We start from the raw sequence: 1,229 nt of genomic DNA, 5'->3' as shown, positions 1-1,229 counted from the left end.
AACACTAGTGAGATTTATTGGTTGATGAGACGTGAGGATAAGAACTGGGCTGGTGGGTATGATGAGCCAGGTAGAGAAACTTACATTTCTTTTGTTGATAAAAAACATCAATTGTTCAGCCCGGATAGCCGGGAAAACTGGTTAATGTACGTGGAAGCTGAGTGCTGTAACCGCAACTTAGCGCAGAAACTTCCATTTGGAGGTGGGCTGCCGCAAGTATCTTTACCGGAGGTAAATGACAATTTCGAATCTGTTCGTTGTTTAGTTTCTTTATCAGAAACTATTCGGCCAGAAATGGATGAAAGCACACGATGGCAGTTAACTAAGCTTTTAACTTTAAACCATTTTACCGAGGAAGATGGTTTAGCAACTTTGAAGCAGACCCTTAATCTCTATGCATTTTCTGGGACAGCAGAAACGAAAGCGGTAATCGATGCTTTAACTAAGTTAGAGTTTGAGCCGACTACAGGAAGAATTAGTCAGAAAGGCAAAGTTGGATTTGCGCACGGTATAAAAATTATTTTGACGGTTTCTGATCAAATTTTACCTAAAGAGCAGATCTTTCTCTTAGGTAGTGTTTTATCTGTTTACTTCTCGCAATATGCTGAAATTAACATTTTTACGCAGTTAGAAATAAGACTTAAGTCCACGGGAAAGTCTTTCCACCTATGGCCCGCATTAACTGGCGATAAGGTGTTGCTATGAGCGCGGAACAATTTTATCGAGAATTAAAGCAACATCCATTGTTTGAAGCGATTCATCTTATTGAACACGAAGTTCTGCAAGCAGAGGCGCAAATAGGAACAGATGCGTTACCGAAGCATGAAAAGCTAAACTTAAAGGTTAATCCATCATTAGGTTTTGAAAATGCTCAGCTTTGTGAACTGAAAAATATAGATGACAGCAAGTTAGAGATTGAGACCAATTTAATAGGCCTAACGGGTGAGCAAGGTGTGCTTCCCCAGCACTATAGTGAATTAGCTTTACATCGCCAAAAAGAAGGCGATACGGCTATGGTGGACTTCTACGATATTTTCAATCATCGCTTATTATCTCTTTATTATCGATGTTGGCAACTGAGTCAGCTGACTGTTCAGTCTCGTGCGCATGCGCAGGGCGCGCGTTCGCCGTTAGAAAGCTGTAAATCGGCATTAACTGGGAAAGGGAGTTCACTGTCCCGGCACTATGGTGGTGTGTTTGCTTCACCAGTGAGAAGTAAAGGTGGACTG

The 1,229-nt window shown here is 41.5% G+C and carries 2 protein-coding genes; both read left to right on the top strand.

Translation table 11 applies throughout. The features are described 5' to 3' along the window. Positions 1-705 (top strand): type VI secretion system baseplate subunit TssF (locus tag IQR33_RS08600; protein ID WP_193843630.1); only part of this gene is annotated, 705 nt, incomplete at its 5' end. Further along, positions 702-1,229: type VI secretion system baseplate subunit TssG (locus IQR33_RS08595; protein ID WP_193843629.1), on the top strand; the 528-nt coding region annotated here is incomplete at its 3' end. The genes IQR33_RS08600 and IQR33_RS08595, both read left to right, overlap by 4 nt.

It is taken from the genome of Vibrio sp. OPT46, assembly GCF_015163535.1.
Taxonomy (GTDB): domain Bacteria; phylum Pseudomonadota; class Gammaproteobacteria; order Enterobacterales; family Vibrionaceae; genus Vibrio; species Vibrio alginolyticus.
The sequence above is the reverse complement of the archived record's forward strand: the minus strand, read 5'-3'. Positions and strand labels throughout refer to the sequence as shown.